Annotated in this window: 20 protein-coding genes, 2 pseudogenes and 1 riboswitch; of the genes and pseudogenes, 20 read left to right on the top strand and 2 right to left on the bottom strand. The window is 42.4% G+C overall.

What is annotated here, in order from left to right; translation table 11 throughout:
• Nucleotides 1-372 precede the first annotated feature (372 nt).
• Nucleotides 373-978: pseudogene (treR, locus tag HMPREF2904_RS10125) on the bottom strand (trehalose operon repressor); the annotation flags it as partial.
• On the opposite strand from treR, the pseudogene HMPREF2904_RS10120 reads away from it, so the two are divergent.
• From HMPREF2904_RS10120 to HMPREF2904_RS10085, 8 genes and pseudogenes are all read left to right on the top strand, one after another.
• Nucleotides 978-1,673 (top strand): annotated as a pseudogene (locus HMPREF2904_RS10120) (alpha-amylase family glycosyl hydrolase); the annotation flags it as partial. The pseudogenes treR and HMPREF2904_RS10120 sit on opposite strands and share 1 nt — an antisense overlap.
• A 125-nt stretch (nt 1,674-1,798) precedes the next feature.
• Nucleotides 1,799-4,111, top strand: a complete 2,313-nt coding sequence (locus HMPREF2904_RS10115) for an endonuclease/exonuclease/phosphatase family protein (RefSeq protein ID WP_070662509.1) — start codon at nt 1,799-1,801, stop codon at nt 4,109-4,111.
• Between the two features lie 214 nt (nt 4,112-4,325).
• A complete protein-coding gene (gene pflA, locus HMPREF2904_RS10110) occupies nt 4,326-5,120 on the top strand; it encodes a pyruvate formate-lyase-activating protein (RefSeq protein ID WP_003005017.1) in 795 nt (264 codons plus the stop codon).
• A 124-nt stretch (nt 5,121-5,244) separates the two neighbouring features.
• Complete coding sequence (locus tag HMPREF2904_RS10105; RefSeq protein ID WP_070662506.1) at nt 5,245-6,180, top strand: manganese-dependent inorganic pyrophosphatase; 936 nt, start codon at nt 5,245-5,247, stop codon at nt 6,178-6,180.
• A 63-nt stretch (nt 6,181-6,243) separates the two neighbouring features.
• Nucleotides 6,244-6,756 carry a YiiX/YebB-like N1pC/P60 family cysteine hydrolase gene (locus HMPREF2904_RS10100; RefSeq protein WP_070662503.1) on the top strand — a complete coding sequence of 171 codons (513 nt, stop codon included), beginning with the start codon at nt 6,244-6,246 and terminating at the stop codon, nt 6,754-6,756.
• Between the two features lie 270 nt (nt 6,757-7,026).
• On the top strand, nt 7,027-7,728 hold the full coding sequence (locus tag HMPREF2904_RS10095) for an MBL fold metallo-hydrolase (RefSeq protein WP_070662499.1): 702 nt from the start codon (nt 7,027-7,029) through the stop codon (nt 7,726-7,728).
• Entirely contained in the window at nt 7,728-8,306 is a 579-nt protein-coding gene (locus HMPREF2904_RS10090) for a TetR/AcrR family transcriptional regulator (RefSeq protein ID WP_070662496.1), read from the top strand. The genes HMPREF2904_RS10095 and HMPREF2904_RS10090 overlap by 1 nt, the downstream gene beginning before the upstream one ends.
• 190 nt (nt 8,307-8,496) lie before the next feature.
• On the top strand, nt 8,497-9,147 hold the full coding sequence (locus tag HMPREF2904_RS10085) for a DUF1803 domain-containing protein (RefSeq protein WP_070662493.1): 651 nt from the start codon (nt 8,497-8,499) through the stop codon (nt 9,145-9,147).
• A gap of 38 nt (nt 9,148-9,185) precedes the next feature.
• On the opposite strand, the gene HMPREF2904_RS10080 is transcribed toward HMPREF2904_RS10085, so the two are convergent.
• The gene (locus HMPREF2904_RS10080) at nt 9,186-10,631 is read right to left on the bottom strand and encodes a UDP-N-acetylmuramoyl-L-alanyl-D-glutamate--L-lysine ligase (protein ID WP_070662490.1); all 1,446 of its coding nucleotides are present in this window, start codon (nt 10,629-10,631) and stop codon (nt 9,186-9,188) included.
• Between the two features lie 87 nt (nt 10,632-10,718).
• Here HMPREF2904_RS10080 and HMPREF2904_RS10075 point away from each other — a divergent pair, with 87 nt between their 5' ends.
• The 12 genes from HMPREF2904_RS10075 (at nt 10,719) to HMPREF2904_RS10020 (ending at nt 24,582) form a co-directional block, all read left to right on the top strand.
• Nucleotides 10,719-12,347, top strand: coding sequence for a putative polysaccharide biosynthesis protein (locus HMPREF2904_RS10075; RefSeq protein WP_003013325.1), 1,629 nt, complete (start codon nt 10,719-10,721; stop codon nt 12,345-12,347).
• Nucleotides 12,348-12,485: 138 nt separating this feature from the next.
• The gene (locus HMPREF2904_RS10070; RefSeq protein WP_070662486.1) at nt 12,486-13,583 is read left to right on the top strand and encodes a cystathionine gamma-synthase; all 1,098 of its coding nucleotides are present in this window, start codon (nt 12,486-12,488) and stop codon (nt 13,581-13,583) included.
• Nucleotide 13,584: 1 nt separating this feature from the next.
• On the top strand, nt 13,585-14,748 hold the full coding sequence (locus HMPREF2904_RS10065; protein WP_070587039.1) for a MalY/PatB family protein: 1,164 nt from the start codon (nt 13,585-13,587) through the stop codon (nt 14,746-14,748).
• 35 nt (nt 14,749-14,783) lie between these two features.
• Nucleotides 14,784-14,941: riboswitch (M-box (ykoK) riboswitch) on the top strand.
• Between the two features lie 207 nt (nt 14,942-15,148).
• A complete protein-coding gene (gene mgtA, locus HMPREF2904_RS10060) occupies nt 15,149-17,809 on the top strand; it encodes a magnesium-translocating P-type ATPase (protein ID WP_021153674.1) in 2,661 nt (886 codons plus the stop codon).
• A 221-nt stretch (nt 17,810-18,030) separates the two neighbouring features.
• Nucleotides 18,031-18,660, top strand: coding sequence for a uracil phosphoribosyltransferase (gene upp / locus HMPREF2904_RS10055; protein ID WP_003005574.1), 630 nt, complete (start codon nt 18,031-18,033; stop codon nt 18,658-18,660).
• Between the two features lie 133 nt (nt 18,661-18,793).
• A complete protein-coding gene (locus tag HMPREF2904_RS10050; protein WP_070662483.1) occupies nt 18,794-19,384 on the top strand; it encodes an ATP-dependent Clp protease proteolytic subunit in 591 nt (196 codons plus the stop codon).
• Between the two features lie 277 nt (nt 19,385-19,661).
• A complete protein-coding gene (locus HMPREF2904_RS10045; RefSeq protein WP_070662480.1) occupies nt 19,662-19,940 on the top strand; it encodes a DUF2129 domain-containing protein in 279 nt (92 codons plus the stop codon).
• Between the two features lie 108 nt (nt 19,941-20,048).
• Nucleotides 20,049-21,206, top strand: a complete 1,158-nt coding sequence (locus HMPREF2904_RS10040; RefSeq protein WP_070662477.1) for an ABC transporter substrate-binding protein — start codon at nt 20,049-20,051, stop codon at nt 21,204-21,206.
• Between the two features lie 81 nt (nt 21,207-21,287).
• A complete protein-coding gene (locus HMPREF2904_RS10035) occupies nt 21,288-22,157 on the top strand; it encodes a branched-chain amino acid ABC transporter permease (protein WP_021153669.1) in 870 nt (289 codons plus the stop codon).
• Between the two features lie 3 nt (nt 22,158-22,160).
• The gene (locus tag HMPREF2904_RS10030; RefSeq protein WP_003008278.1) at nt 22,161-23,108 is read left to right on the top strand and encodes a branched-chain amino acid ABC transporter permease; all 948 of its coding nucleotides are present in this window, start codon (nt 22,161-22,163) and stop codon (nt 23,106-23,108) included.
• Nucleotides 23,108-23,872, top strand: coding sequence for an ABC transporter ATP-binding protein (locus tag HMPREF2904_RS10025; protein ID WP_003005595.1), 765 nt, complete (start codon nt 23,108-23,110; stop codon nt 23,870-23,872). Before HMPREF2904_RS10030 ends, HMPREF2904_RS10025 begins: the two co-directional genes overlap by 1 nt.
• Entirely contained in the window at nt 23,872-24,582 is a 711-nt protein-coding gene (locus HMPREF2904_RS10020; protein ID WP_003005434.1) for an ABC transporter ATP-binding protein, read from the top strand. The genes HMPREF2904_RS10025 and HMPREF2904_RS10020 overlap by 1 nt, the downstream gene beginning before the upstream one ends.
• The last annotated feature ends 146 nt before the right edge of the window (nt 24,583-24,728 follow it).

Genomic DNA, 24,728 nt, shown 5'->3' with positions numbered 1-24,728 from the left:
AGAGGCTAGGACTTTTGTCCCAGCCTCTTTCAGATTGATAACAAAGTCATCTCAGAAACTTTTCTTAGGTGAGTACGGACGTCAGCGAACTTTGAAGAAGTTCCATGACTTAGTTTTGAGTCCCTTCGCTTTTCAATTTTTAGGCTCAGTCTAAAACAGTTCCTCGAACTGTTTTACTCTCAAAACTCCCGAGTGCCTAAAATAATTGTATTTTAGGCACATTTCTCACAGCGAAAAGTTTCAGTGTATGATTGAATGAACCTTGAAAAAAATATCATTTTCATTATTTTGCATCAATTAGGTTGTTTTATGTAAATGCAATTTGTCTATATTCTAAAAAATTGATTCAGAAGGTTTTTCTGAACTCCTTTTTTATTTCCTCCGCTCTGCATAGTCGACAAAATGAAACTTGTCTAATTTGTGTCGACTTTCGGTGAATTGGAATTGGCGTCCGTCTGCTAAGTGAACTTGAGAGCGGACCGTCACCACGTGTTTGTCTTTTCCAAGATCCAGTAAGATCTTATCGCGATTATCGATTGGTGAAATCAAGATTTCTTTCTTAGCATAGCCAATCTGCAATTTCAAGTCTTCTTCTATATAGTGGTAGATAGAGTGCTGGGCAATTTTCTTGGTCAGGCCAGGGATGAGCTCTCTGTCTAGGTAATCAATATCTAAGACAGAAGCGACACCATCCACCACCCGTTGCCGGGTTACTTTCCAAACCAATCGGTGAAGGGGGAAACCTGTCTTTTTAGCGCCTTTTTCATCGATACTGATCTTTTCCAAACGAATGACATTGGTTTCTGAGTGAAGACCAGATGCTTTGACGATTTCTTGGTAGCTGGTTAATTGGGAAACGGGGAAGTCAAAGTGTGCTTGCCTACAAATTTGCGACCCCATCCCTTGAACAGTCTCGATAAAGCCTTCTTCCTGCAAGAGCTTGAGCGATTTACGGATGGTATCTCGACTGACCTGGTAGTGCCCTTTTCTGGAATAACCATGACCAACCTCGTGCTCTGAATCACTTTGTGGATATCAAGAGCTTCCGCAATGAAGGAGCGACCATGCTCGCTGCTAGCATTCACTTGTCACGTGGAACTCCTTATATCTACATGGGTGAGGAGATTGGCATGATTGATCCAGACTATGATTCGATGGCAGATTATGTGGATGTTGAATCCATCAATGCTTACCAAATGCTCTTGGACCAAGGCAAGTCACCTGAGCAAGCTTTTAAGATTATCCAAGCTAAGTCCCGTGATAATTCACGTACGCCTATGCAGTGGGATGCTTCACTAAATGCAGGTTTTTCAACAGGCACACCATGGTTGAAAGTTGGGAAGTCCTATAAAGACATCAATGTTGAAAAGGAAATCGATGGCCCAATCTTTACCTTCTATAAAGAATTGATTCGCTTGCGTAAAGAAATGCGGATCATTTCAGAAGGAAGCTATCTGCCAGTAATGGAAGATAGTCAAGAAGTCTACGCCTTTGAACGCCACTTAGATGGTCAAAAACTCTTGGTACTCAATCATTTCTATGGAAGTGAGGTCGAAGTAGCGATTCCAAAAGACTACCAAGCAGGGCGCGCGCTCTTGTCCAACTATGAGAATGTAGAGCTTTCTGAAAAAGTAATTCTGAAACCGTATCAGACACTGGCAATTTTAACTTAAGTTCTTGACACTTCGATCTTTTTGGGTCGAAGTGTTTTTTTGAAAAATATTTTTGAAAGCGCTTGAAAATACAAAGTCATTCCCTTATAATAAAAGAGGAAAACTTTTTAGGGATGGAGAAACGCATGAGAAAAAACGGTAAAAAGATTCGCCTACTGGGAGTAGCTACCTTATTGGCTAGTCAGTTGGGGGTCTTTAGCAGTACCCTCACGGTAGTTGCAGACGAGACCACAGCTTCGACTTCAGAGCCAGCGCTAGTGACGAACACTAGCAGCGAGGAAAGCTCGACAAATAGTTCGACTTCTGCTACAACAACAACTACAGAAGCTACGACGAGAGCTTCGAGTGATAAAGAAGAGACATCTAGCAGTTCCTCAGACGATACTGAGGAGAAAACGGTTAAGATCGGGGACATTCAAGGGGAATCGCAACGCTCTCCACTGGAAGGCCAAAAGGTAGCCATCAAAAATGCAGTGGTGACGAAAACAGACCGCTATGGTTTTTATGCTCAAGATATTGAATCGGATGGCAATAGTCGGACTTCAGATGGGATTTATGTAGTTTCTAAATACAAGGTCAAGGTCGGTGACAAGGTTAAAATCACTGGTACCGTCAAGGAAGGCTATATGGAAGAGGTTACCTTGGGAGCTGGGAAAACCTTTAAGGAACCAACGAATAGTTTAACGGTGACCATGTTAGTCGATGCTTGGATCACAAAAGACGGGACGGCCCCTCTTCCAGAAGCTGTGAATATCACTGCGGGCATGCCAGCAGATGTGAAGCCTAATCCGACTGCTTATGCTCCAGAAACTGATGCTCTCGATTATTGGGAAAGTCTGGAAGGTATGCTCACAGTAGTGAAGAAACCGCATGTCCTTGGTCCCCAGTACAAAGGAGATATCTATGTATTGGGAGAAGATTTCACAGGCCTTCCTTTAAACAATATTGGAGGTCTGAATCTACGGCCACATGCGCAAAATACAGCGACAATCCCGATTTATGTTGGGAATCAGTTTGTCGCAAAAGCCAAGGATTACTTTGCAGAAGATGTGACAGGAGTGGTAACGTATCGGAATAGCTTTTATAAGTTAGAACCTACTCAACAGTTGACAGTCCAAGACGGTGGTTTGCAGCGTCAAGCAGCTCAAACCCAACCAAGTGAGGACAAGCTGACCATTGCTTCCTACAATATTGAAAATTTCTCGGCTAACAATGCCAAAAATGAAACCCCAGAGGATAAGGTGACGCTGATTGCCAATTCCTTTATCCATGAAATTCACAATCCAGATATTATCACTTTGATCGAAGTGCAGGACAATAATGGTAGTGTGGATGACGGGACGACCAGTGGTGTTGAAAGTGGACGCAAACTAGCCAATCGGATCAAGGAATTGGGTGGCAAGAGCTATGAGTATACGGAGGTTGCTCCAGTAGATGGTGCTGACGGAGGAAAGCCTGGTTCTAATATTCGTTTGGGAATCCTCTACAATCCAGAACGCGTGACCTTAGCCAAAAAAGAGGCAGCAACTAGCAACGAAGCGGCGCAATTTGACAAGGGCCACCTGGTTAAAAACCCAGCTCGGATTGCCCCTAGCGATCCATTGTTTGATCATACTCGCAAGTCTTTGGCTGTTGAATTTGAATTCAAGGGTCAACCAGTTGTGGTGATTGCTAATCACTTGAAATCAAAAATCGGAGATGATGCTATTTATGGGGCAAGCCAACCAGCAGTGGAACATACCTTGCCAACTCGTGAAGCACAAGCCAGTGTCATCCATCAATTCGTTCAAGAAGGCTTGAAGCAAAATCCGAAGACCACCTTTGTTTTGACGGGTGATTTTAATGATTACGATTTCTCAACCACAGCACAGATCCTTGCGGGCAATGAACTAACCAACTTAATGTCCCAACATGATGCAGGCGATCGCTATTCTTATTTCTACCGTGGAAGCAATCAAGTTTTGGATAATATTTTTATCTCAAACAACATGGCAGCCAAAGCAAGGTTTGAACCAGTCCATATCAATGCTTCCTTTATGAAGGAACACGGTCGTGCATCAGACCATGATCCTGTCTTGGTCCAAATCGACTTTAGTGGAGCACAAACTCCAGGAACGCCGACGGATGATCAACAAGGGAATACAGGACAACCAACGGATCAAACCAGCCCTTCCTCATCGAATACAGGATCTCAACTAGTCCCTCATCAGGCTCAAGCCAATGAACAAAAGAGTTCACCATCTGAAAGCAAAGAGAAGGGCAAGAACGAAGATGAGAAGCAAGAAGACAAGGAAGAGGCAACAACAGAAACAAAGACACCAGGTAAACGGAAAATCCTTCCATCTACTGGACAAGAAACAAGCTATCTAGCTCTTTTTGGAGTGGCAGTAGCTACGATGAGTCTTGTCTTCTACAAGAAGAAAAAGATGACTCACTGACGTGTTTTATAAGAAAGATCTAAAAAAGGAGTCGCTGGCTCCTTTTTTTCTCCTAAAATACAGGACAGATAGTCCCATATTGGAAACTGTACTAGGACAATGAAAACTACTGAAAAGAACAGTTTCTTTTCAAAAAGAAGCTTAAACTCTTTAAAATAGATGGAATCGTGTTATAATAAAATCATAAAACGTTTTCAAGAGAAGAGGTTCCTCAATGGAAAATGAAACAGTTGACTATGGAAAAGTAACAGGAATGGTACACTCAACAGAAAGTTTTGGTGCAGTAGACGGGCCTGGGATCCGCTTTATTGTCTTCCTTCAAGGGTGTCAAATGCGGTGTCAATACTGCCACAATCCAGATACTTGGGCAATGGAAACCAACAAGTCCCGTGAGCGGACGGTAGATGATGTCTTAGAAGAAGCCCTCCGTTATCGTGGATTTTGGGGCGAAAAAGGGGGAATCACTGTCAGTGGTGGAGAAGCCCTCTTGCAGATTGACTTTTTGATTGCACTTTTTACCAAGGCTCAAGAGTTGGGCATTCATTGTACTTTGGATACCTGTGCTCTTCCTTTCCGGAATACGCCTCGTTATTTGGAAAAATTTGACCGCTTGATGGCAGTGACAGACTTGGTGCTTCTTGATATCAAGGAAATCAATGATGAACGACACAAAATTGTGACCAGCCATACCAATAAAACGATTCTAGCTTGTGCCAAGTACCTATCTGATATTGGAAAACCAGTCTGGATTCGTCACGTTTTGGTTCCAGGTTTAACGGACCGGGATGATGATTTGATCGAGCTTGGGAAATTTGTTAAAACTCTTAAAAATGTCGATAAATTTGAAATCCTGCCTTACCATACTATGGGGGAATTCAAATGGCGTGAATTGGGAATTCCGTACAAATTGGAGGGTGTGAAACCACCGACAAAAGAACGGGTCCAAAATGCAAAAGATTTGATGGAAACAGAAAGTTACCAAGATTACCTGAAACGGGTCAAAGGATAAAAAGTATAGACAGTTGGTCACTCCAGCTGTCTTTTCTATTGAAATGCACAACTATTCCCTTTCTTTAAATGGCAAAACGTGCTAAAATAGAGTGAATCTATAAATGAAATAAAGAGGTAGAAACATGTCAAAAATTCTCGTTTTTGGTCACCAAAATCCTGACTCAGATGCTATCGGCTCATCTGTAGCTTTTGCTTATCTTGCAAAAGAAGCTTATGGTTTGGATACAGAAGCAGTGGCTCTTGGAACTCAAAATGAAGAAACAGCTTTCGTGTTGGACTATTTTGGTGTGGAAGCACCACGCGTTATCACATCAGCTAAAGCAGAAGGTGCAGAACAAGTCATCTTGACGGACCACAATGAATTCCAACAATCTGTCTCAGATATCGCTGAAGTAGAAGTATATGGTGTAGTGGATCACCACCGTGTGGCTAACTTTGAAACTGCCAGCCCACTTTACATGCGTTTGGAACCAGTTGGATCAGCATCTTCTATCGTTTACCGCATGTTCAAAGAACATGGTGTAGCAGTGCCAAAAGAATTGGCAGGTTTGATGCTTTCAGGTTTGATTTCAGATACCCTTCTTTTGAAATCTCCAACAACACACCCATCTGATAAAGTGATTGCGCCAGAATTGGCTGAATTGGCTGGTGTCAACTTGGAAGAATATGGTCTTGCAATGCTCAAGGCTGGTACTAACTTGGCAAGCAAATCAGCAGAAGAATTGATCGACATCGATGCCAAGACTTTTGAATTGAACGGAAATAACGTTCGTGTGGCTCAAGTGAACACAGTTGATATTGCGGAAGTTTTGGAACGCCAAGCTGAAATCGAAGCAGCTATCCAAGCTGCCAATGCAGCTAACGGCTACTCTGACTTTGTTTTGATGATTACAGACATCGTCAACTCAAACTCAGAAATCTTGGCTCTTGGTGCCAACATGGACAAGGTAGAAGCAGCCTTCAACTTCAAACTTGAAAACAATCACGCTTTCCTTCCAGGTGCCGTTTCACGTAAGAAACAAGTGGTTCCTCAATTGACTGAAAGCTTTAATGCTTAATGATAAATGGGGAAACCCATTATTAAAAAGGAGTTTCGACTCCTTTTTTGCTAGGAGAAGATCATGTTAGAGACGGGCGATTTGATTTTTGTGAGAGAAGATACGGAAATGGGGCAGGCCATCCAGGTATCTACTGGCAACTATAGCCATGTGGCTATCTTTTTGGACGGTTTCATTTATCATGCCACGGTAGAAGGTGGCGTCCTTTCCCAAGCCCCTGAGGACTTCTTTGAAGCTGGAAAAGTCTATGACCTTTATCGTTATGCGCAGATTGATTGTCCAGAGGTCAAAAAGCGGGCAGAAAACCTTTTAGGGGCCCCCTACAATGCTTCCTTTTATCCGGATGGAGATGGTTATTACTGTTCCCAGTTCATTGCTGAACTACTTCCTATTTTTGAAACCATTCCCATGAAGTTTGGAGATGAAGAGCAGGAGATTAGTCCGTTCTGGCTGGATTACTACAAGGAGCTTGGCCTAGCTGTTCCTTTAGATCAGCCCGGGACCAACCCGAGTCAGTTAGCCCAATCACCACAGCTACAGTTTAAAGAAAGGTATTTGGAGGATTTGGATTCGTGAAACAACAATCTGAATCTTTGATACAGTTTATAAGAGTTACATCAAACTAAAGAAAAATAATATTTTAATCCTTTCCTCACAGCGGAAAGTCTCGATATATTATTTTCTGATTTTAAAAATATGTTCTACGTTCGAATACAACTTGTAAAAGTTGTATTTTTTTCTAATATCCTCTGGATGTTTCTTGTTTAGACAGATAAAATATGATATACTTCACAAAAAAACTAACCACTGGTTAGTTTTTGCTGGAATTCAAAGGAGGAAGTAAATATGTCTTTCTTGTATCGTTTATTAACACGTACAAAACAAATCAGTCCACATATAAGAAAGTTTGAGTTCGAATTGGGTGTTTTTGTTGTCAGCATATGGCTAGTTGAATCATCTGGTCGCTTTTATGTGATTGATACGGGAATGCGAGGAATGGAGAAGTACGCTGCCCAGTTTTTACTCCCACAAAAAATTGAAGCAATTTTTCTGACCCATGGACATCCAGATCATATCAAAGGTTTGCCCTATCTTAGACAGCACTTTGGGAACATCCCGACTTTAATCAGTGAGAAGGAATTCCCCTATATTTCAGGCAAAGAACCTTTTCCTAATAGAAAAGAGACGGAAAAAGTGATTTTTGATCCGGCTACTTTTATAACTGTTGAGAGTCAAGAAGGTCAAGACTTGATAAGTAGTGCAGGACTAAAACCCCTATTTTCTCCTGGTCATTCCCCTGGTCATGTTGTTTATTACCATGAAGAGGATCAAGTTTTAATTGCTGGAGATCTTTTTACAGCTACGAGAAATGGAAAGTTGCGTCCACCAATGAAAGGATATACAGCAGATATGAGACAGGCTTTAGCTAGTGGTGAAAGAATTCTCAAGGATTATTCACATGCACTTGTTAGTGTTTGTCATGGCAGTGAGGTAAAAGATGCCGTACGAGATTTTGAGGCATCGGATGGGTTTAAAGGGAGTTTGTAATGGCAAAGGATACAAGATCTAGAATTATCAGGGCAGCCGAGGAAATTTTCCGAAAAGAACCTTACCAGAAGGTGGGAATTAGGCAGATTGCTCAAGCTGCAGGATGTTCACATACAGCTATATATCAGTATTTTAAAAAGAAAGAGGATATATTATATGCAGTAGCGGAAAAACCGTTAACTCACCTCTATCATACTTGCTTAGAAATCAGCCATTCCAAGCAGAATGATAAGGAACGTCTGCTTCAAATCTGTCAAGTATACGTGGATTTTGGGTTTAGAGAATGTAATTTTTATGAATTATTGATTTTTTACCGTGGAGAGCATGAAGATTCAGGCGATTGTTCGCAACCGTTGATGCAATTGAGAATGAAAAGTTATCGTTTATTGGAAGAAGCTATTGATGTCTTTTTACCGAGAGACTTATCTGATGCAGAAGCGCTAAATATTCGTAGTGGAATCTTTATTTTTTTACATGGCCTAGTGAGTATCTACAGTAGGGACAATGAAGAATGTCCAGAACGCATTAAGCAACTACTGACTGATTTTATTTCTTTTAAAATAATAGAAATGAAATGAGTTGGAATAACTTATGGGGCTTCTACAGTAAACTTGGATTGAAAAGACTAAGTCCTTTTATTGCCTTATTTTCCCCTCTTGCCTGCCTGTCTATAAATTGAAGATTTTGTCCTTTGGTATTGATTTCGCTTAAACTAATTTTTATGTTACAATAAGAACAAACCGATAAAACAGTAAACGAGACCTATTCATGATTACAATCATTAATCCCACACGTTTGACACGTCAGCCATTTTTCAAGGACTTGATCAACTATTTGGACCAGCACGACGATGTGATCCTGCGGCAAATTAAGGCCCAATTTCCGGATCAACCAGTGGATAAGCTGATGGAGGAGTATATCAAAGCGGGCTTCATCCTTCGAGAAAATAAACGCTACACTCTCAATTTGCCTTTCTTAGAGTCAACTGATCGAGTTGAACTGGATCAAGAGGTCTTTGTTCGAGAGGACAGTGCAGTTTATCAAGAATTAAAAGCCAAGGTCTTCCAAACAGAACTCCGCAACACGACTAATGCAGCAATTCTCATAGAGGAGACTGACTTCGAACGACATGCACAGACACTTTCCAATTACTTCTACAAGGTGAAACACCAATACCCTTTGACGGAGGATCAAGAAAAGCTTTATGCCATCTTGGGAGATGTTAATCCCGAGTATGCTCTTAAGTATATGACCAGCTTTTTGCTCAAATTTCTCAAAAAAGAAGTAGTCCAGCAAAAGCGCAAGGACATCTTTGTCGATAGTTTAGAAGTCTTAGGCTATATCCGCAAAAATGCTGAAGGCAAATATGAATTAGCAGTGGACTTGGATAAGGAAAGACTGATGTTTATCAAACAATAGAAAGAGGCTAGGAAAACTTCCTAGCCTTGTTTTTTTGATTATAGATAATGTTCAGCGATGGCTGCGTCACCTGGATACTCTTCTTTTACGCCATTGACGATTTGGTAGCAGTCTGCTCCTTTTCCAGCGATAATAACAGCATCTTCAGGCTTGCTGGTTGTCGCCATAGCCAGTTGAATGGCTTGCTCGCGATCTGCGATTTTCTCGACAGGGCGCGTGATAAAACTACTAATCTCTTCAGCGATAGCCAAAGGATCTTCATAGTTGGGATCATCCGCTGTGAGGAAGACTTGGATCTCAGGATGGTCTTCCAAGAGTATGCCAAAGTCCTTGCGGCGGCTCTCTCCTTTATTCCCAGTTGATCCGAGAACTAGTGAAATGGTCCCCGTTTGATGGGTTTCGACAACAGAGAGTAGTTTTTTCAAGCTATCACCATTATGGGCGTAGTCGATGAAGACCTTAGCGCCGTTTTGCTGAGTCAAGACTTCCATTCGGCCTGGAACGCGCGTCTTAGCAATCCCTTTTTGGATATCCTCGAGGCTCGCACCTAGGCGAAGGCAGGCAAGTCCGGCAGCCACAGCATTTTCTTGGTTGAAATGTCCAATCAGTTGGATTTCATAGTTTCCAGCTAATTTACCAGTGGCTGAGAAGCTGAAGGCCTTAGAGTTTTCAATTTGATTCTCAGACTGGCTTCCATAAAAATCGTGGTCTTGGTTCGCGACTTGGTCCGCTAAAACTTGGAAATGATCCATATCACTATTGATGACAACGGCTTGGCTGTTCTTCATGAGGAGACGTTTGTGGTAGAAATAATCCTCAAAAGTTGGGTGTTCAATCGGTCCAATATGGTCAGGACTGATGTTGAGAAAAACACCAACGTCAAAGGTCAGACCGTAAACTCGTTTCACTAGATAAGCTTGACTGGAAACTTCCATAATGAGGTGGGTCCGATCATTGGCTACTGCCTCAGCCATCATGGCAAAAAGATCCAAGCTCTCTGGAGTTGTCAGGGTCGATTTAAAGAAGTTTTTACCATCCAGCGTCGTATTCATAGTCGACAGCATAGCTGGTCGGTGACTTTGTTCCAAAATATGGTAAGCAAAATAGGCCGCGGTTGTCTTTCCCTTAGTCCCTGTGAAGGCCAATAGTTTTAATTGTTTCTCAGGGTGTCCATAAAACTCCATGGCGATTAAGCTCATGGCCTGTTTGATATCATTGACGAGGATGGCAGGAATACCAACTTCATAATCTTTTTCAGAGACATAAAAGCCGAGTCCATTAGAAATAGCCTGTTCCAGGTATTCTTTTTTGAAGTTGGCCCCTTTGACAAAAAAGAGGGTGCTAGCAGAAACCTTCCGGCTATCATAGCTAATAGCATCAAAACTTGTTCCTTCTAGATGGTAGTAGTACTCCCCATTTACTAGAACTTCTCGGAAATTTTGGTCATGTTTTAAAATGTTGAGGGTTTGTTCAATTGTAATCATAAAACTATTGTAAACCGAAAGTCTGAATTTTACAAGTAACATGGAAAAGTTTATAATGAAGAGAAGAAGAAACGAAAGAGGACGTTTATGAGTCACGAACAAAATGACCAGCAAGCCCAGATGCTACGCGGGACTGCCTGGATGACAGCCAGCAACTTTATCAGCCGTTTGCTAGGAGCTGCTTATATTATTCCTTGGTATATTTGGATGGGAAAATATGGGCCACAAGCCAATGGTCTTTTTACAATGGGCTACAATATCTATGCTTGGTTTCTCTTGATTTCGACAGCCGGAGTACCCGTAGCTGTTGCCAAGCAAGTAGCCAAGTACAATACCCGGGACCAAGCCGATCATAGCTTTGCTTTGATTCGGGGCTTCTTGAAATTCATGGGAATTCTAGGCCTTGGATTTGCCATTCTCATGTATCTCTTGTCTCCTGTCTTTGCGAGTCTTTCAGGTGGGGGAAAAGAGTTGATTCCGATCATGCAGAGCCTTTCTTGGGCTGTCCTGATCTTTCCTTCGATGAGTGTCATTCGGGGATTTTTCCAAGGTTTTAACAACATGAAGCCTTACGCCATTAGCCAGATTGCAGAACAAGTCATTCGGGTCATCTGGATGTTGCTCACGACCTTCTTCATTATGAAGATTGGCTCAGGTGATTATGTGCAAGCTGTGACGCAATCGACCTTTGCTGCTTTTATTGGGATGGGAGCGAGCCTTCTGGTGCTCTTTTATTACCTTGCAAAGACAGGCTTGCTCTCTTCTATTTTTAGAAAGCAAGAGGGAAGTGATGGGATTGATACTCGGGCTCTCTTGATCGATACGATTCGTGAGGCTATTCCTTTTATCATCACAGGTTCCGCGATTCAGCTCTTCCAAATTGTTGACCAGATGACCTTTATCAATGTCATGTCTTGGTTCACAGACTATAGTCAAAAGCAGCTCTTGGTCATGTTTAGTTATTTCTCTGCTAATCCAAACAAAATTACCATGATCTTGATTGCGGTAGCGACTTCGATTGGGGGAGTTGGGATTCCTCTGTTGACAGAGAATTATGTGAAGGGGGACCTAAAAGCGGCTGGAAAGCTTGTACAGGATAACTTGACCATGTTGCTAGCTTTCTTGCTTCCAGCCACCTTTGGTGCAGTAGCAGTCGCAAAACCACTTTATACGGTATTTTATGGGCAACCAGATGGCTTGGCCTTAGGACTCTTCATCGTAGCGATGTTGCAGACCGTAATTCTCGGTCTTTACACGGTCTTATCGCCAATGATTCAAGCCCTCTTTCAAAATCGTAAGGCCATCCGCTACTTCCTTTATGGTGTAGTGGTGAAATTGGTCCTACAAATTCCATTTATTTTGGTCTTTCGTTCTTATGGTCCGCTTTTGTCAACGACCATTGCCTTAATGGTCCCAATCGTTCTCATGTATCGGGAGATCCAAACCATTACTCAGTTTAATCGCACCATCGTCTTCAAGCGGACCTTGCTTGGTTCCATTCTGACCGTGGTGATGCTACTTGGAGTCTTGATCGCTGGTTTGATTTTGGGCTGGATTTTCCCACCAAATGGCCGTGTATCGAGCATGATTTATATTATCGTCATTGGCGGATTAGGAGTTGTTATCTATGGAGCCTTAGGATTATGGCTACGGTATTTTGACCGCTTTATCGGAGGTCAAGCTGCACGTCTCAGACAAAAATTCCGGATTAAATAAATCAAAGGCTGGACATAAATGACCAGCCTTTTCTTATAGTTTGAAACTATAGCTAGGTCTTGAAAATGGGAAAACCGCTCTCCTCATAATAGTGATAAAATAGTAATCAGTTAGATTGAATGTTTATCGGAGGGCAATATGAGTAAAAAACGCAATATCAATACGATTTTGGCACAGGCAGGAATCAAGTCGGATAAAGCAACGGGAGCTTTGACGACTCCTTTGCATTTCTCTACGACTTACCAACACCCAGAATTTGGTCAGTCTACAGGTTTTGACTATACCCGTACGAAAAATCCAACACGCGCAACAGCTGAGAAGACTTTGGCGGCTATCGAAAGTGCAGACTATGCTTTGGCGACAAGCTCTGGAATGTCAGCCATTGTGCTTGCTTTTAGCATTTTCCCAGTTGGTTCAAAAGTCTTGGCCGTTCGTGACCTTTATGGAGGTTCTTTCCGCTGGTTTAACCAACAAGAGCAAGAGGGTCGTTTCTCTTTCACCTATGCCAATACAGAAGAAGAATTGATCCACCATCTAGATCATGATCCAGTGGATGTCCTCTATATTGAAACACCAACCAATCCATTGATGTTGGAATTTGATATTGCTCATTTAGCTAAATTGGCCCATGCAAAAGGTGCCAAAGTCGTGGTGGACAATACCTTCTATAGCCCGATCTATCAACGTCCGATTGAAGAGGGAGCGGATATTGTTCTTCATTCAGCAACTAAGTACCTAGCTGGTCACAACGATGTCTTGGCTGGTGTTGTCGTGACAAATGATGCGGACTTGTATGACAAACTCTTTTACAATTTGAACACGACAGGTGCTGTTCTTTCCCCGTTTGACAGCTATCTGCTGATCCGTGGTCTCAAAACGCTCTCTATCCGGATGGAGCGCTCCACAGAGAATGCTCGCAAGGTGGTCGAGTTTTTGAAAACCTCCCCTCAGGTCAAAGAAGTCCTTTACACTGGAAAAGGTGGAATGGTCTCCTTTAAAATTCAAGATGAGAAAAAAATTCCTAACTTGTTGAATTCCCTTCAAGTCTTTACCTTTGCAGAAAGTCTTGGCGGAGTTGAAAGCTTGATCACTTATCCTACCACCCAAACTCACGCGGACATTCCTGCAGAAGTTCGTCATTCATACGGTTTGACAGATGATCTTCTTCGGTTGTCCATCGGAATCGAAGATGCGAATGATTTGATTGAAGATTTGAAACAAGCATTGGAGGCTTAAGATGACCAAATATGATTTCACGACTTTACCGAATCGCTTGACCCACCATACCTACAAATGGAAAGAAACAGAGACCGATCCAGAAATCATTCCAGCTTGGATCGCGGATATGGATTTTAATGTCATTCCAGAAGTACGAGAAGCTGTTATCGGCTATGCTGACCAAATGGTCTATGGTTACACCTATGCATCGGATAGCCTCTACCAGTCTATCCTTGATTGGGAAAAAGAAGAGCATGGCTATTCTTTTGACAAGGAAGCTGTCGTCTTTATCGAAGGTGTTGTTCCAGCCATTTCAACAGCTATTCAAGCCTTCACCAAGGAAGGGGATGCTGTCTTAATCAATACGCCGGTCTATCCTCCATTTGCCAGAAGCGTCAAGCTCAATCGTCGAAAATTGATCGAAAATTCATTAGTTGAAAAGGACGGTCTTTTCCAAATTGATTTTGATCAGCTCGAAAAAGACATTGTGGAGCAAGAGGTTAAACTCTATGTTTTGTGTAATCCGCACAATCCTGGAGGCCGTGTATGGGATCGTGAAGTCTTGGAAAAAATCGGCCACCTCTGTCAAAAACATGGTGTCCTTCTCGTTTCAGATGAGATCCACCAAGATTTGGCCTTGTTTGGCCACCGTCATACCAGCTTTAACACAGTTGATCCAAGCTTTAAAGATTTCAGCTTGATCTTAACCAGTGCAACCAAGACGTTCAATATTGCAGGAACAAAAAATTCCTATGTGGTCATTGAAAATCCAAAGCTTCGTACGGCTTTTAAACAACGGCAATTGGCTAATAATCAACATGAAATTTCAGGCTTGGGCTATATTGCAACAGAAGCGGCTTATCGCCATGGTAAACCTTGGTTGACAGAGCTCAAGCAAGTCTTTGAAAAACACATCGACTATGTTGTAGATGAATTGCATGAAAAGACCAAAATCCGTGTCATGAAGCCCCAAGGAACCTATCTTCTTTGGTTGGACTTTTCAGCCTATCCTTATACCGATGATGAGCTGCATGCTAAAATTCATGACCAAGCCAAATTGATTTTGAACCGTGGAACAGATTTTGGAAAAGAAGGAAACTTGCATGCCCGCCTCAATGTGGCAGCTCCCTTCACCCTCATTGAAGAAATTACCAAACGCTTGGTGGAAACTTTTCACAAATAAGTGTTGACTTTCTGTAAGTGAAGGAGTACAATAAACTCGAAATACGGTAGGTGAGGCTACCACAAGGATACGGATGACTACCGCAAAGCAGTGGAGACACTACTCGTTGGTCAACAGTCCTGATCGCAAAGGTCAAGACTAAGCTCATTTCATTGCCTTGTGGAGCTAAAGCTTGGACGGTCAGTTTTTTGAGAGTTTTGATTGAAAAATAAATGACGAGTTTCATGAGTCCTACCGATCGAGGGTAGGACTCTTTTTTATGCCTTACCTAGAAAAGAGAAAGGAGAGAGCTATGATACAAATCGACGATCATCCCGAACCGCACCGAACCAGCCAATCGCTGATTTGTGTCGTAGGGACTCCAAAAGTGATTGGCTCCTGATTGAAAAAGGAGATACCAATGCAAACAAATAAAGAAAGACTTATTAACGCTCTTCAAGAACCACTTGAAAGCACCTTTGCCAACTACCAAACCAGTGCCCTTGGTCTAGTTGACGATCAAGTAGAAGAAAACCGCGATGCTTATGGCGAAAATGTCATCACAAAAGGTCAAGAAGATTCCATGATCAAAAAGATCTACGAATCGATCATCAATCCTTTTACGGTGATTTTGTTGGTCATTGCGCTGGTTTCCTTCATCACTAATGTCTGGCTAGCAAAACCAGGTGAACAGGATCCAACGACCTCTATCATCATTGTGACCTTGGTCTTGATCTCTGGTGGTATCCGCTTCATTCAAGAATTGCGGAGCGACAAAGCTGCCAGCAACTTATCACGTATGATTGTCAATACAGCGACCGTTCTTCGTGATGGATCAGAACAAGAAATTCCGATCGATGAAATCGTCGTAGGAGATGTGATCAAACTAAGTGCCGGCGATATGATTCCAGCAGATGTGGTCTTGATTGATTCCCGTGACTTCTTTGTCCAACAATCTGGCCTCACAGGGGAAAGTGATGCTGTTGAAAAGGTTTGTCTCAGAAAAGCCGACAGTCAAAATCTAGATAGTCTCTTGGAAAGTGAAAGCTTGGCCTTCATGGGAACCAATGTCATCTCCGGACGGGCGACAGCCTTGGTCTTGGTCGTGGGAGATGAAACCATGATGGGAGCTATTGAGCAAACCATCAACACTTATGACGAACCAACCTCATTTGAGAGAGAAATGAATACCATCTCTTGGCTCTTGATTCGGCTCATGTTAGTGATGGTGCCCGTTGTCTTTGTGATCAATGGCCTCACAGATGGTGACTGGTTAGAAGCGGGTGTCTTTGCCCTCAGCGTTGGGGTTGGTTTGACTCCGGAAATGCTGCCGATGATTATTACAGCGAGTCTCGCTAAGGGCTCCATCATCATGGCCAAGGAAAAAGTCGTTATCAAAAAACTCAATGCCATCCAAGACCTCGGCGCTATCGATATTTTGTGTACTGATAAGACAGGAACCTTGACCCAAGATGAAATCGTTTTGGAGTATCCGCTTGATATCCATGGCGAGTTGGATCTATCAGTCCTTCGCCGGGCTTACTTGAATTCCTATTTCCAAACCGGGCTAAAAAATTTGATGGACCGAGCGATTATCAATCGGACCCAGAAAGAAGCCAAGAAACATGAAATTGTTCGCGACCTGGATCAAACCTTCCATAAGATTGATGAATTGCCCTTTGATTTTGAACGTCGTCGCATGAGTGTCATTGTCAAAGACGAAGACGGTGTGGTCAGCATGGTGACCAAGGGTGCCTTGGAAGAAATGCTTTCTGTATCGACTTATGTTGAGTACAAGGGAGAGATTAAACGCCTGACAGATGAAGTTCGTCAAGAGGTCCTCGCTGAAGTTGCTCAGTTAAATGAACAAGGACTTCGTGTTTTGGGTGTTAGCTACAAAACCGACTTGGACGAAAATGACATCTTTAGTGTTGAAGATGAACGAGACATGATCCTAACTGGTTACCTTGCCTTTCTTGATCCACCAAAACCTTCTGCAGCTCCAGCGATCAAAGCTCTTGCAGAATATGGGGTAACCACCAAGATCTTAACTGGGGATAATGAAAAGGTCACCCAAGCTGTCTGTGAAAAAGTAGGACTAGATGTCGAGCGGATTCTTTTGGGAAGCGAAATCGATACGATGACAGACCAAGAGTTAGCACAAGTTGTGGAAACAACAACGGTCTTTGCCAAACTATCACCAGATCAAAAAGCGCGGATCATCCTCTGCCTCAAGAAGAATGGCCACAAGGTTGGTTACATGGGAGATGGGATCAACGATGCTCCATCTATGAAGGTCTCAGACGTTGGGATCTCCGTGGATACCGCTGTGGATATTGCCAAAGAAACGGCAGATGTCATCCTTCTGGATAAGGACTTGATGGTCCTTGAAAAAGGTTTGGTTGAAGGCCGCAAGGTCTATGCCAATATGACCAAGTACATCAAGATGACGGTCTCTTCTAACTTCGGGAACATCTTCTCTCTTCTCTTTGCCAGCATCTTTTTGCCTTTCCTTCCAATGGCGCCCGTTCATTTGATTGTGCTCAATCTTATCTATGATCTTTCTTGTATCGCCCTTCCTTTTGACAATGTCGACAAGGAATTTCTCAAGAAACCTCGTATCTGGGAAGCAAACTCTATCATGCGCTTTATGGCCTGGATTGGTCCAATTTCATCTGTCTTTGATATTATTACCTACATGCTTCTTTACTTCCTTGTTGTTCCTATGATTTTAGGTCATGGCTACAACCATGGAGCAGCAGATGCAGCAGCCTTTATCATGGTATTCCAAACTGGATGGTTTATCGAATCTATGTGGTCTCAAACCATGGTTATTCATATGTTGCGTTCACCAAAACTGCCATTTATCCAAAGTCGTCCAGCCTTCTCAGTCGTGGTGACGACCTTAGCAGCAGCCTTCTTTGTAACCTCCCTTCCATATAGTCCTTTGGCTTCTATCTTGAAGTTGAGCCAACTAAATGGATTGTACTTTGTTCTATTGTTTGCGATTATCGTCCTCTATATGCTGAGTGTGACGGTTGTCAAACGTATCTATATTAAGAAATACAAAGAATGGTTGTAATTGATTGATAGAAAGAGTGAGTCCGAACTTAAAAAATTAAGTGTAAGGGCTCTCTTTTTTTTGTAAAATTTGGTATAATAAGAAGAATGTAAAGTTGGAAATGAAGATTTCCACGTGTTGCGCGTATCAAAAAAGGAGTAACAGAAAGAGGGAGAGCTTGACTCTTTCTCAATCCAAGCTCCTTTTTAAAAGATAGCAGCTTAGAAAGAAGGATCTCAAAAATGGGAAAACTAGAAGTTATTACACATCCACTGATTCAACACAAATTGTCTATTCTCCGCCGCACGGATACCTCTACGAAGGCCTTTCGTGAATTGGTAGATGAAATTGCTATGTTGATGGGCTACGAAGTGTTGCGTGAATTGCCTCTTGAGGATGTTGAAATTGAAACTCCTATTACCAAAACCGTTCAAAAACAAATCGCAGGGAAGAAATTGGCTATTGTCCCAATTCTTCGTGCAGGGATTGGGATGGTTGATGGTCTCTTGAGTTTGGTACCAGCTGCTAAGGTTGGCCATATCGGGATGTACCGTGATGAAGAAACCTTGAAACCAGTTGAATACTTGGTGAAATTGCCAGAAGATATTGATCAACGTCGTATCTTTGTAGTAGACCCGATGCTTGCTACAGGTGGATCCGCTATCCTAGCGATTGATTCCTTGAAAAAACGTGGCGCTAGCCATATCAAATTTGTCTGCTTGGTATCAGCGCCAGAAGGGGTGAAAGCTCTTCAAGAAGCTCACCCAGATGTTGATATCTTTACAGCAGCCCTCGATGATCATTTGAATGAACATGGCTACATTGTTCCTGGTCTTGGGGATGCAGGTGACCGTTTATTCGGTACCAAATAAGAAACCATTCATTATAAGATAAGTCCGAAAGGTGCTTAAGATTTGACCTTTTTTGACCATTGGTTTATAATAGCACATATACTTTGAACCTCACGAATCGTGAGAATGAATGGATACTAAAGGAGAAGAATAGATGATTCCAGTAGTTATTGAACAAACCAGTCGTGGAGAACGTTCTTACGATATTTATTCCCGTCTGTTGAAAGATCGAATTATCATGGTAACAGGACCAGTTGAGGACCAAATGGCTAACTCCATTATCGCTCAATTGCTCTTTTTGGATGCCCAAGATAATACAAAAGATATCTATATGTATATCAATACCCCAGGTGGCTCTGTCTCTGCAGGTCTCGCCATCGTAGATACCATGAACTTTATCAAGTCAGATGTCCAAACCATTGTTATGGGGATGGCAGCTTCTATGGGAACTATTATCGCTTCAAGCGGTGCGAAGGGCAAACGCTTCATGTTGCCAAACGCCGAGTACATGATTCACCAACCAATGGGTGGTACTGGTGGTGGTACCCAACAAACCGATATGGCGATTGCAGCAGAACACTTGCTCAAAACACGGAATAACTTGGAAAAAATTCTTGCGGAAAATTCAGGTCAACCGATCGAAAAAGTGCATGCTGATGCTGAACGTGACAATTGGATGAGCGCACAAGAAACACTTGAATATGGCTTTATTGATGAAATCATGGCCAATAATAAATTGGGCTAAACCATTCTATGGGAAGGTCCGTCAAGAGGCTGGGACAAAAGTCCTAGCCTCTCAATTGTTTTTGAATTGTCGAGCAAGACGCAGTGGCTGAGTGGGCTCTACTACGCTGATTTCATCAGCTTTTACAGCCCTACTCAACTGTGCGGAGGTGGGACGACGAAATCGAATTCTAACGAATTACCGATTTCTGTCCCACTCTCTTTTTTGCTCTCATAAAAGAGTAGTTCTTTTTCTTGAAATTTGATATACTAGTAACAGAACGAGAAAGGGATTAACCATGTTTGAGAAACAAGAAAGAACAGGCTTAATTGTTAAATTGTATTACAATCGCGACGGGAAAAAATTACAATCAGTCGGAGATGTCTTGTACCATTCTAAGAAATGCCGTTATGTCCAATTGTATGTGGACAGCGACAAGGCCGATCAAGTCATGGAAGACTTAAAGAAAGAACGTTATGTCAAAAAGGTCTTGCCTTGCTATCTCAAAGATTTAGATACAGATTTTGTGGGGAGTTTACAACGATTGGAGACCCCATCTGTGGTCACAGAAGGTTAGAAAACGCAATCATTTGATGGATTGCGCTTTTTTTATTGACAATTGTCAGATAATTCGGTATATTCTTAATGTATTTATTTTAAGATTCATTTAAGGAGATCATTACAAATGAAGAAAAAATTTGCTCTTTCATTTTTAACCATTGCAAGTGTCGCTCTTCTTGCTGCTTGTGGTGAAGTTTCTACTTCAGGTTCAAACACAACTGGTAACGAAATCGGCAAAGAACTAAAAGTCGGTTTTAACTTTGAAAAAACTGGTGAAGTAGCAGCCTACGGTAGCGCTGAACAAAAAGGTGCTCAATTGGCCGTTGATGAAATCAACGCTAAGGGTGGAGCTGACGGTAAGAAGATCGTTGTCACAGATAAAGATAACAAATCTGAAACAGCTGAAGCAGCTACTATTACAACAAACCTTGTAACCCAATCAAAAGTGAACGCTCTTGTAGGACCTGCAACTTCAGGTGCTACTGCAGCAGCCGTTGCCAATGCTGGTAAAGCAGGTGTTCCATTGGTTACACCATCTGCAACTCAAGATGATTTGACAAAAGGTCAAGAATACCTCTTCCGTGCAACCTTCATCGATAGCTTCCAAGGAAAAATCATTGCCAAATACACAACTGATAACTTGAAAGCGAAGAAAGTCGTTCTTTACTACGATAACTCATCTGACTATGCGAAAGGGATTGCTGAAGCCTTCAAGAAATCTTACAAAGGTGAAATCGTAGCAACAGAAACCTTCCAATCTAAGGATACAGACTTCCAAGCTGCCCTTACAAAAATCAAAGATAAAGACTTCGATGCGATTGTTCTTCCAGGTTACTACACAGAAACTGGTAAGATCGTAAATCAAGCGCGTGGTATGGGAATCAAACAACCAATCATTGGTGGTGATGGATTTAGCGATGCTAAATTCGTTGAACAAGCAACACCTGCTGCAGCTACAGACATCTACTACGTAGCTGGATTCTCTACTGAAGGCGAAATGACTGATAAAGCTAAGAAATTCGTAGAAGCCTACAAAGCGAAATACAATGAAGAACCTTCAATGTTCGCAGCTTTGGCTTATGATTCAGTTTACATGGTTGCCGAAGCATCTAAAGGTGCTAAGAACTCTGTCGAATTGAAAGATAACCTTGCGAAGTTGAAAGACTTGGAAGGTGTGACTGGTACAATGTCAGTTGACAAGAACCACAACCCGGTTAAATCAGCTCTTATGATTGGCTTGAAAGATGGTAAAGTCAAATCAGTTGAGTCTGTTAAACCATAATTATCATTTGTTGTTTGTACAAGAGGCTGGGAGAATGAAAATTCCTGGCCTCGCTCTTTATTGTTAGAAAGGATGGTTCAAATGCTCCAGCAATTAGTGAACGGTCTAATCTTGGGAAGTGTCTATGCACTCTTGGCCCTTGGTTATACCATGGTGTATGGAATTATCAAATTGATCAACTTTGCCCATGGGGATATCTACATGGTAGGTGCCTTTATGGGATATTTCTTATTGAACTCGTGGAAAGTGAACTTCTTTGTAGCCTTGCTCCTAGCGATGGTTGGGACAGCTATTTTAGGGGTTGTGATTGAATACCTGGCTTATCGTCCGCTTCGTCATTCGACTCGGATTGCAGCCTTGATCACAGCCATCGGGGTTTCCTTCTTGCTCGAATATGGGATGGTCTTCTTCGTCGGTGCCAATACCCGTTCCTTCCCGCAAGTGATTAAAACGGTTCGTTACAACTTCGGTCCTATTTCAATCTCTAATATTCAGTTGATGATCTTGGGAGTATCTGTTTTCTTGATGGTCGCTCTTCAATTTATTATTCAAAAGACAAAGATGGGGAAAGCCATGCGGGCTGTATCTGTCGATAGTGATGCCGCTCAATTGATGGGGATTAACGTAAACCGTACAATCAGCTTTACCTTTGCTTTGGGATCAGCCTTGGCAGGTGCTGGTGGTGTCTTGATTGGTTTGTATTACAACTCGATCGAGCCTTTGATGGGGATGACACCAGGGATCAAAGCCTTTGTCGCAGCGGTTCTTGGAGGAATCGGAATCATTCCAGGTGCTGCCCTAGGTGGATTTGTTATCGGTTTGTTAGAAACCTTCGCTACAGCGATCGGTCTTTCAGACTTCCGTGATGCCATTGTGTATGCCATCTTGATTGTGATCTTGCTCATCCGTCCAGCAGGTATCCTCGGTAAAAATGTGAAAGAGAAGGTGTAAGCCATGAAACAAAATTTAAAAGTGAATTTAGTCTGGCTTGGTCTTTTGGTCGCAGGTTTTGCCTTGATCCAAGTCTTGGTTGCAGCGGGTGTGCTCAACCTCTTCTATATCCAAATTTTAGAACAAATCGGAATTAATATTATCCTTGCAGTTGGCTTGAACCTCATTGTTGGTTTCTCAGGTCAATTCTCACTCGGCCATGCCGGATTTATGGCGATTGGTGCCTACTCTGCAGCTATTCTCGGTTCCAAATCACCAACCTATGGGGCTTTCTTTGGCGCGATGGTTTTAGGTGCTTTGATTGCTGGTGTCGTTGCCTTGATCGTTGGGGTTCCAACCCTTCGTTTGAAAGGGGACTACCTCGCGATTGCGACACTTGGGGTTTCTGAAATCATCCGGATCTTGATCGTCAATGGTGGTACTCTAACAAATGGGGCTGCTGGGATCCTTGGTTTGCCAGCCTTTACAACTTGGCAATTGGTTTACCTCTTTGTTGTAATTACAACGATCTTTACGATTAACTTCTTACGTAGTCCAATTGGACGCTCTACCCTTTCTGTTCGTGAAGATGAAATCGCAGCAGAATCTGTTGGGATCAATACGACTAAAGTCAAAGTTATCGCCTTTGTATTTGGTGCGATCACAGCGGCGATTGCTGGATCTCTCCAAGCCGGCTTTATCGGCTCTGTTGTTCCTAAAGATTACTCTTTCACCAATACTATTAATGTCTTGATCATTGTCGTGTTTGGTGGTTTGGGATCAATGTCCGGAACAGTTGTGGCAGCTATCGTCTTGGGTATCTTGAACATGGTGCTTCAAGACTTCTCAAGTGTCCGTATGATCATTTACTCATTGGCTTTGATTCTCGTGATGATCTTCCGTCCAGGTGGTCTTCTTGGAACATGGGAATTCAGCTTGAAAAAACTACTCTCAAAAAAGGAGGCTAACTAATGGCACTTCTTGAAGTAAAAAATTTAACAAAAAACTTTGGTGGTTTGACAGCCGTTGGGGATGTGACCATGGAACTCAATGAAGGGGAATTGGTTGGTTTGATCGGACCCAACGGTGCCGGGAAAACAACCCTCTTCAACCTCCTAACAGGGGTATATGAACCAAGTGAAGGGACCATTACCTTAGATGGTCAGCTACTAAATGGTAAAGCACCTTATAAAATCGCTGCTGGTGGTCTGGGACGGACTTTCCAAAATATTCGTCTCTTTAAAGATTTGAGCGTTTTGGACAATGTCTTGATTGCCTTTGCTAATCACCACAAACCACATGTCTTTGCGAGCCTTTTCCGCTTGCCAAGCTATTACAAGAATGAAGAAGCTTTGAAAGCAAAAGCCCTTGAATTGTTAGCGATTTTTGGTTTGGAAAAAGAAGCAGATACCTTGGCCAAAAACTTAGCTTACGGACAACAACGTCACTTGGAGATCGTTCGTGCCCTTGCGACAGAGCCAAAAATCCTCTTCTTGGATGAGCCTGCTGCAGGGATGAACCCTCAAGAAACAGCAGAATTGACCCAATTGATCCGTCGCATTCAAAAAGAATTCAATATTACGATCATGTTGATCGAACACGATATGAGCTTGGTCATGGAAGTAACAGAACGGATTTATGTATTGGAATATGGTCGCTTGATTGCCCATGGTACGCCAGATGAAATCAAGACCAACAAACGCGTAATCGAAGCATATCTAGGAGGTGAAGCCTAATGTCTATGTTAAAAGTTGAAAATCTTTCTGTACACTATGGCATGATCCAGGCTGTCCGTGATGTCAGTTTCGAGGTAAATGAAGGGGAAGTTGTTTCTCTTATCGGTGCTAACGGTGCTGGGAAAACATCTATTCTTCGTACCATTTCAGGTTTAGTGCGTCCAAGTGCTGGCAAAATCGAGTTTTTGGGTCAGGAGATTCAAAAGGTTCCTGCTCAAAAGATTGTAGCAGCAGGACTTTCTCAAGTTCCAGAAGGCCGCCACGTCTTTCCGGGCTTAACTGTTATGGAAAACTTGGAGATGGGAGCTTTCTTGAAGAAAGATCGAGAAGAAAATCAAGCTAACTTGAAGAAAGTCTTCTCCCGTTTCCCACGTTTGGAAGAGCGGAAGAACCAAGATGCAGCAACCCTATCTGGTGGGGAACAACAAATGCTTGCAATGGGTCGTGCACTCATGTCGACGCCAAAACTCTTGCTTCTGGATGAACCTTCTATGGGATTGGCCCCAATCTTTATCCAAGAAATCTTTGATATCATCCAAGATATCCAAAAACAAGGGACAACTGTTCTCTTGATCGAGCAAAATGCCAATAAGGCCCTTGCCATCGCAGACCGCGGTTATGTTTTGGAAACAGGGAAAGTCGTTCTTACCGGAACAGGAAAAGAACTCTTAGCCTCAGAAGAAGTCCGCAAGGCCTACCTTGGTGGATAAGATTTCTAAAGTTTGTTTGAAAAGAAAAGTTAGCTAAACCTTTCTTCGGATTGATGACAAAGAAAATTTAGAAACTTTCCTCAGGTGAGTACGGACGTTAGGTGAAATTATCCGGTGGATGATTTCAGCAATCCAGGAAGTTCCAT

The sequence above is a fragment of the Streptococcus sp. HMSC072G04 genome, from assembly GCF_001813295.1.
In the GTDB taxonomy this organism is placed as follows: domain Bacteria; phylum Bacillota; class Bacilli; order Lactobacillales; family Streptococcaceae; genus Streptococcus.
Note: the sequence above shows the minus strand (reverse complement) of the source record. Positions and strands in the feature narration are given on the sequence as shown.

What these genes read in the sequence shown, in the direction of transcription:
- HMPREF2904_RS10115 (WP_070662509.1), top strand. Translation starts at nt 1,799, where the DNA reads ATGAGAAAAAACGGTAAAAAGATTCGCCTACTGGGAGTAGCTACCTTA.
- pflA (WP_003005017.1), top strand. Translation starts at nt 4,326, where the DNA reads ATGGAAAATGAAACAGTTGACTATGGAAAAGTAACAGGAATGGTACAC.
- HMPREF2904_RS10105 (WP_070662506.1), top strand. Translation starts at nt 5,245, where the DNA reads ATGTCAAAAATTCTCGTTTTTGGTCACCAAAATCCTGACTCAGATGCT.
- HMPREF2904_RS10100 (WP_070662503.1), top strand. Translation starts at nt 6,244, where the DNA reads ATGTTAGAGACGGGCGATTTGATTTTTGTGAGAGAAGATACGGAAATG.
- HMPREF2904_RS10095 (WP_070662499.1), top strand. Translation starts at nt 7,027, where the DNA reads ATGTCTTTCTTGTATCGTTTATTAACACGTACAAAACAAATCAGTCCA.
- HMPREF2904_RS10090 (WP_070662496.1), top strand. Translation starts at nt 7,728, where the DNA reads ATGGCAAAGGATACAAGATCTAGAATTATCAGGGCAGCCGAGGAAATT.
- HMPREF2904_RS10085 (WP_070662493.1), top strand. Translation starts at nt 8,497, where the DNA reads ATGATTACAATCATTAATCCCACACGTTTGACACGTCAGCCATTTTTC.
- HMPREF2904_RS10080 (WP_070662490.1), bottom strand. Translation starts at nt 10,631, where the DNA reads ATGATTACAATTGAACAAACCCTCAACATTTTAAAACATGACCAAAAT.
- HMPREF2904_RS10075 (WP_003013325.1), top strand. Translation starts at nt 10,719, where the DNA reads ATGAGTCACGAACAAAATGACCAGCAAGCCCAGATGCTACGCGGGACT.
- HMPREF2904_RS10070 (WP_070662486.1), top strand. Translation starts at nt 12,486, where the DNA reads ATGAGTAAAAAACGCAATATCAATACGATTTTGGCACAGGCAGGAATC.
- HMPREF2904_RS10065 (WP_070587039.1), top strand. Translation starts at nt 13,585, where the DNA reads ATGACCAAATATGATTTCACGACTTTACCGAATCGCTTGACCCACCAT.
- mgtA (WP_021153674.1), top strand. Translation starts at nt 15,149, where the DNA reads ATGCAAACAAATAAAGAAAGACTTATTAACGCTCTTCAAGAACCACTT.
- upp (WP_003005574.1), top strand. Translation starts at nt 18,031, where the DNA reads ATGGGAAAACTAGAAGTTATTACACATCCACTGATTCAACACAAATTG.
- HMPREF2904_RS10050 (WP_070662483.1), top strand. Translation starts at nt 18,794, where the DNA reads ATGATTCCAGTAGTTATTGAACAAACCAGTCGTGGAGAACGTTCTTAC.
- HMPREF2904_RS10045 (WP_070662480.1), top strand. Translation starts at nt 19,662, where the DNA reads ATGTTTGAGAAACAAGAAAGAACAGGCTTAATTGTTAAATTGTATTAC.
- HMPREF2904_RS10040 (WP_070662477.1), top strand. Translation starts at nt 20,049, where the DNA reads ATGAAGAAAAAATTTGCTCTTTCATTTTTAACCATTGCAAGTGTCGCT.
- HMPREF2904_RS10035 (WP_021153669.1), top strand. Translation starts at nt 21,288, where the DNA reads ATGCTCCAGCAATTAGTGAACGGTCTAATCTTGGGAAGTGTCTATGCA.
- HMPREF2904_RS10030 (WP_003008278.1), top strand. Translation starts at nt 22,161, where the DNA reads ATGAAACAAAATTTAAAAGTGAATTTAGTCTGGCTTGGTCTTTTGGTC.
- HMPREF2904_RS10025 (WP_003005595.1), top strand. Translation starts at nt 23,108, where the DNA reads ATGGCACTTCTTGAAGTAAAAAATTTAACAAAAAACTTTGGTGGTTTG.
- HMPREF2904_RS10020 (WP_003005434.1), top strand. Translation starts at nt 23,872, where the DNA reads ATGTCTATGTTAAAAGTTGAAAATCTTTCTGTACACTATGGCATGATC.